The organism is Mesotoga sp. HF07.pep.5.2.highcov (assembly GCF_003666285.1).
GTDB classification, from domain to species: Bacteria; Thermotogota; Thermotogae; order Petrotogales; family Kosmotogaceae; genus Mesotoga; species Mesotoga prima.
In genome coordinates this window covers 1-4145 of sequence record NZ_JFHJ01000278.1, presented here as the reverse complement: position 1 = coordinate 4145, position 4145 = coordinate 1, and the positions used below count along the sequence as shown (strand labels likewise).

Genomic DNA, 4145 nt, shown 5'->3' with positions numbered 1-4145 from the left:
AACCAAACCGTTCTCGAGCGATTTCTCGCTCATATTGACTGCGCCCATTTTCTCCGCCCAAAGTTTCACAGACTCCTCTATCGAGGGAAAATAGATACCATTTGCTTCAGAACTACTGGAAAAACCCCCATCAAAAGGAATAATAGGATCTTCCATACCGTGAAACACTATGAGCGGAATGGCGGTATCTGGAGGTTCTATCATTACAACGTTGTCCTCACTGGCTCCGCCGGCTGGAGAAGATGAAACAATCGCACAGGCAGCGAAGAGATCGGGATAACTTGACATGAGCCTATATACCAGCATCCCTCCGTTGGAAAGTCCAATGAGATAGACTCTCTTTTCGTCAATGGGATAAACACTTTCTAATCTTCCAAGGAGCTCCGCTATGTATGAGACATCATCGACATCATTTTCCATTGCGTAACCACAACAGAAACCTGAATTCCAGCTCAAAAGAACGCTGTTCAATGTACCGGTTCCCTCGGGATACACGGTAATAAACCCTTCTCTGTCTCCCACTTCAGTCATTCCGTACGTATTCTTAGTGTAGTTACTGTTGCCAAAAAGACCGTGAAATACCAGCACTACAGGTAGCTTATCATCTTGAATCATCGGAGGCAGGTGAACGATACTCTGTCTTATTCTGCCATCGTGTTCAATCGTCACGATCTCATCTATTCCTTTCTTTGTTCCACTAATGAAATAGAAACCCATGGCTAAAAGAGTCCCGATTACCACCATCGTCTTCAGCAACTAGAATTCCTCCATTCGAAACCGCTTGTCTCAATACTTCCACACAATCAATACTATCATTCGCGCAAACTATACTGACCTTTTAACTCGATCTAGATAGTTAAACACATTGTCTGAATGAACTCTAGTCTTAACTCCGACTGAAACGCAACTGGAATTAGCGAGAATTATTTTTGCATAATTTAGTGATCGGATCTCCATGGCGCGGAAAACTACTTCTGAAGCTGTACTTGGTTTGTCAGTAGAGAGATCCCTTAGATTCAGAATTACAGTGTCACCTTCTGAAAGGAACGAAACAGGAATTTGGCTCAGATAAGTCGTAGTAACATAAACATCATTGTAAGGAGCGAAAAGTCCCGGGATGGAAATACAGGCGGCTGCAACTTCTCTCATGTCGTCGCGGATGAGCTCAACCTTCCTAGTTTCAAGATTGAATACTTCAGCACTAAGCTCTGTCTTCCCTGCAATTCCATCGAGATAAGAATCCCTTGCAGCTATCCCGTAGATATGATTACTTTTGGACCAAATACGACAGTGGCGAATTCGTTCTAATTTGCCGCTCACTCTCTTTTTTGAAGAAAGCGCGCCACCATCCATCACTTCCAACGTGACGAAAAACTCATCCACAAACTTTGAAAGCCGATACAAGGCTTCCTTCTTACCCATGGCTCTCTCAGCCGCTACATAATAGCCCGCCAGTCCGTTCAAAACCATTCTGCTTTCGCTCTCGAAATCTCCAAGGTACTCGATAGAGGCAAGTCCCTGGAAACCATAACCACCAACATGTATCTTCACTGGCTAACTCCAATTAGATCGAACTTCAATGTTTCTTCATAAGATTCATTCATGAGTTCAATACAGGATGAGAAGTCAAGCAAACCAATATTTCTTTTGTTCAATGGTGAAATGACAACATCTGCAACAGCCAGTTCCTTCCGTTGAAACTCTTCGACTTTGTACCCATCGATTGTTTCCAGTATCGAATTTGAAGTATCGATCCCGACCTTTCTATTATTTGAAGAAAGATCCACGGCCACCACTAGAGTACAGCCCTCTTCCTTAGCTATGCTGGCAGGAATATTATTCACAATCCCTCCATCGGCAAGAGAGAAGCCTTTGTGACTAAAAGGCGAGATAATTCCAGGAATCGCCATGGAAGCTCTAAGCGCTTCGAAAATACTTCCTTCTTCATGAACGAATAACTCACCTGAATCCATTATGGTTGAAACGCACTTGAAGGGAATTCTTGTGTCAGAGAATCTGTACCCTTTCAGACCCTTCTTGAGCGCGTTAAAGTACAATCCGAAAGGCAGCGCTCTAAAAGTGTTTATGTGAATACAAGTGGCTGCATTGAATAACAAGCCTCTATTTTCTCTTGCAGCTGAATTTGCAAAGCGAATTAGCTTCTTACTTTTTCTACAGATTTCAAGAGAGATCTCCCACAGCCTCTTTGAATCTGACAGTAAAGCGTACCCCGCCCCTACAAGCGCACCGGCACTAACTCCTATGATCAGATCCGGTACAAAACCCTTTTCTTCTAGCGCTCGAATAACTCCGACGTGAGCAAAACCTTTTGCCCCGCCTCCACCAAGAACTAGCGCCTTAATCATCTAAACACCTCGAAATAATGTCCCTGCGGTCCCTATTCTTATAGATGAAACGCTATCTGAAGAAATCTCTTCAGTAATAATCGTGAGGATCTGATTCTTAAGATCCCTGCTGGTTGCATGATTCTTCCTTTGACTGATTTCACCCGAGCACGCCACAACCGCAGTCTTTATCATAGTACCACTGATGACCACTCCTAGAGCTTTCATCTACTTACCTGTTAAACTGACATTTGACACAAGCAGCGAAATCTGTTTCATAAACCCTCCTGCGGAGATTAATTTTACCGGAATCGAGCGAAACGCGAGCACGACTCCAGCCTTTTTGAGTTTCTCCAGATAGATCATCTTCAAAATCTCCAAATCGAATGAATCCCTCAGAAGTCCACCACGCCTGTGCAGATCGAAGAGTACTTCTTCGAGAATACCCGAGACAAGGGACTCATTTCCAAGCCAGAATCTCATGAAGGGACTGCATAAACCGACGGTAGAAATAACGCCAACGGAGCCGTTCCTTTCAACAAGCATAACATCAAGCCCTCTTCTTGATGCGGTAATAGCGGCATGGATTCCTGCTGTTCCTGCACCAACAACGATCAGGTCTTTATCTAGAAATTTCAAGGCCATCACTCTCTCTGAAATCACTGTTCTTCTTCAATGTTTCCAGGCAATCATTGAATCTCTTGGTGATGAGCTGAGGTCTAGTGATTACACTCCCTAGACTAACTGAAGAAGCTCCTGCCTCAAACGCCATGATCATCCGGTTTGGCTCCCAGTAGTTCCCTTCGGCATCACCGGGAAGTCGAATTCTTTGACAAGCATAGTGACAAGGTCAATATCTGGCTTCAGTCTTTGTGAAGTATCTGTGGTGTACCACGAAAGTGTAGTCGCAATATTGCCCGGCTTGAGCCTCGCAATCACGCGTACATTTTCCACACTAGAAATGTCTGCCATTATCAGTCTGTCCGGAAAACTTCTTCTCACTGTTTCGAAAATCATGATGAATAGGCTCTGGTCTATCTCTTAGAGTACAGTCAATCGCCGCGCCATCGACTCCGGGTTGGGACAAAGTACTACAATAGCGAGATCCTCTTTGAGCAAACAACGCGAATGGATATGAAGCCATTCGTATGGTCAAATGGCACTTCAACTCCCAACGGTGTGATGACTGTTACCAACGGCGGGTTGGCAGGTCATTCTGGAAAGGACGTCAACCTGAAAAACATCACCGTTTCCTTCAAGTTCCCGGTAACCCATCCGCTCTGATTCTCTACTACGGTGAATATGGAGGCAACATCAATGTGGAGATAAATGGCATTCTCGAAAATGTCCAGGACTTCTTAGACATCAACGGTAAGGTAATCGGCGGGGTCACCGTAACCCTAACAATCGTAAGCGGTCCTGGAGGAGTACTTAATCTCCAGGGAACGATTACATCTTTTTCGATAGGAGGTAAGGAACTCTGGATAGACCATATCTGTCGAAGAAAATAGAAGTCATCGAAGCTCTGCGCTCTTGACACCCTTCAGTGTGGAAAGACCCACCATAATGTTTTTTACCTTTAAGGCATCTCCTCTGCTTAACTCAATTAGAAGACTAAGGACTTCATCGTCCTCTTCAATTTCCATTGACTCAACCGTCAATCCATTGTCCTTGAACCATTCGGAGACCTTCGTAGACGTTTCCTGACTGTTTTCAGCAACTATCAAAACTCTGGGAAGATTTCTCCCTCCGATAAACAACTCAATCCTTTTAAGGAAAAGAACTATAAGCAACGCGAAG

The 4145-nt window shown here is 44.3% G+C and carries 7 protein-coding genes and 2 pseudogenes; 2 read left to right on the top strand and 7 right to left on the bottom strand.

Features of this window, described 5'->3' with window-relative positions; all coding sequences use genetic code 11:
- The 6 genes and pseudogenes from BG32_RS05955 to BG32_RS17095 all read right to left on the bottom strand — a co-directional run.
- The coding region (locus BG32_RS05955) for a PHB depolymerase family esterase (protein ID WP_121526557.1) at nt 1–756 on the bottom strand (756 nt) is incomplete at its 3' end.
- Between the two features lie 69 nt (nt 757–825).
- A complete protein-coding gene (locus BG32_RS05950) occupies nt 826–1551 on the bottom strand; it encodes a hypothetical protein (RefSeq protein WP_014731401.1) in 726 nt (241 codons plus the stop codon).
- Nucleotides 1548–2366 carry a patatin-like phospholipase family protein gene (locus BG32_RS05945; protein ID WP_121526556.1) on the bottom strand — a complete coding sequence of 273 codons (819 nt, stop codon included), beginning with the start codon at nt 2364–2366 and terminating at the stop codon, nt 1548–1550. Before BG32_RS05945 ends, BG32_RS05950 begins: the two co-directional genes overlap by 4 nt.
- A complete protein-coding gene (locus BG32_RS05940) occupies nt 2367–2573 on the bottom strand; it encodes an ROK family protein (RefSeq protein WP_014731399.1) in 207 nt (68 codons plus the stop codon).
- The gene (locus BG32_RS05935) at nt 2574–3008 is read right to left on the bottom strand and encodes an FAD-dependent oxidoreductase (RefSeq protein ID WP_259459554.1); all 435 of its coding nucleotides are present in this window, start codon (nt 3006–3008) and stop codon (nt 2574–2576) included.
- Nucleotides 2968–3317, bottom strand: a pseudogene (locus tag BG32_RS17095) (hypothetical protein). The gene BG32_RS05935 and the pseudogene BG32_RS17095 overlap by 41 nt, the downstream one beginning before the upstream one ends.
- Before the next feature lie 162 nt (nt 3318–3479).
- On the opposite strand from BG32_RS17095, the gene BG32_RS16305 reads away from it, so the two are divergent.
- Nucleotides 3480–3629 carry a hypothetical protein gene (locus tag BG32_RS16305; RefSeq protein ID WP_259459553.1) on the top strand — a complete coding sequence of 50 codons (150 nt, stop codon included), beginning with the start codon at nt 3480–3482 and terminating at the stop codon, nt 3627–3629.
- Between the two features lie 35 nt (nt 3630–3664).
- On the top strand, nt 3665–3856 hold the full coding sequence (locus BG32_RS16300) for a hypothetical protein (RefSeq protein WP_259459552.1): 192 nt from the start codon (nt 3665–3667) through the stop codon (nt 3854–3856).
- 3 nt (nt 3857–3859) lie between these two features.
- Here the strand turns inward: BG32_RS16300 and BG32_RS05915 are convergent.
- Nucleotides 3860–4145 (bottom strand): annotated as a pseudogene (locus tag BG32_RS05915) (MgtC/SapB family protein); the annotation flags it as partial.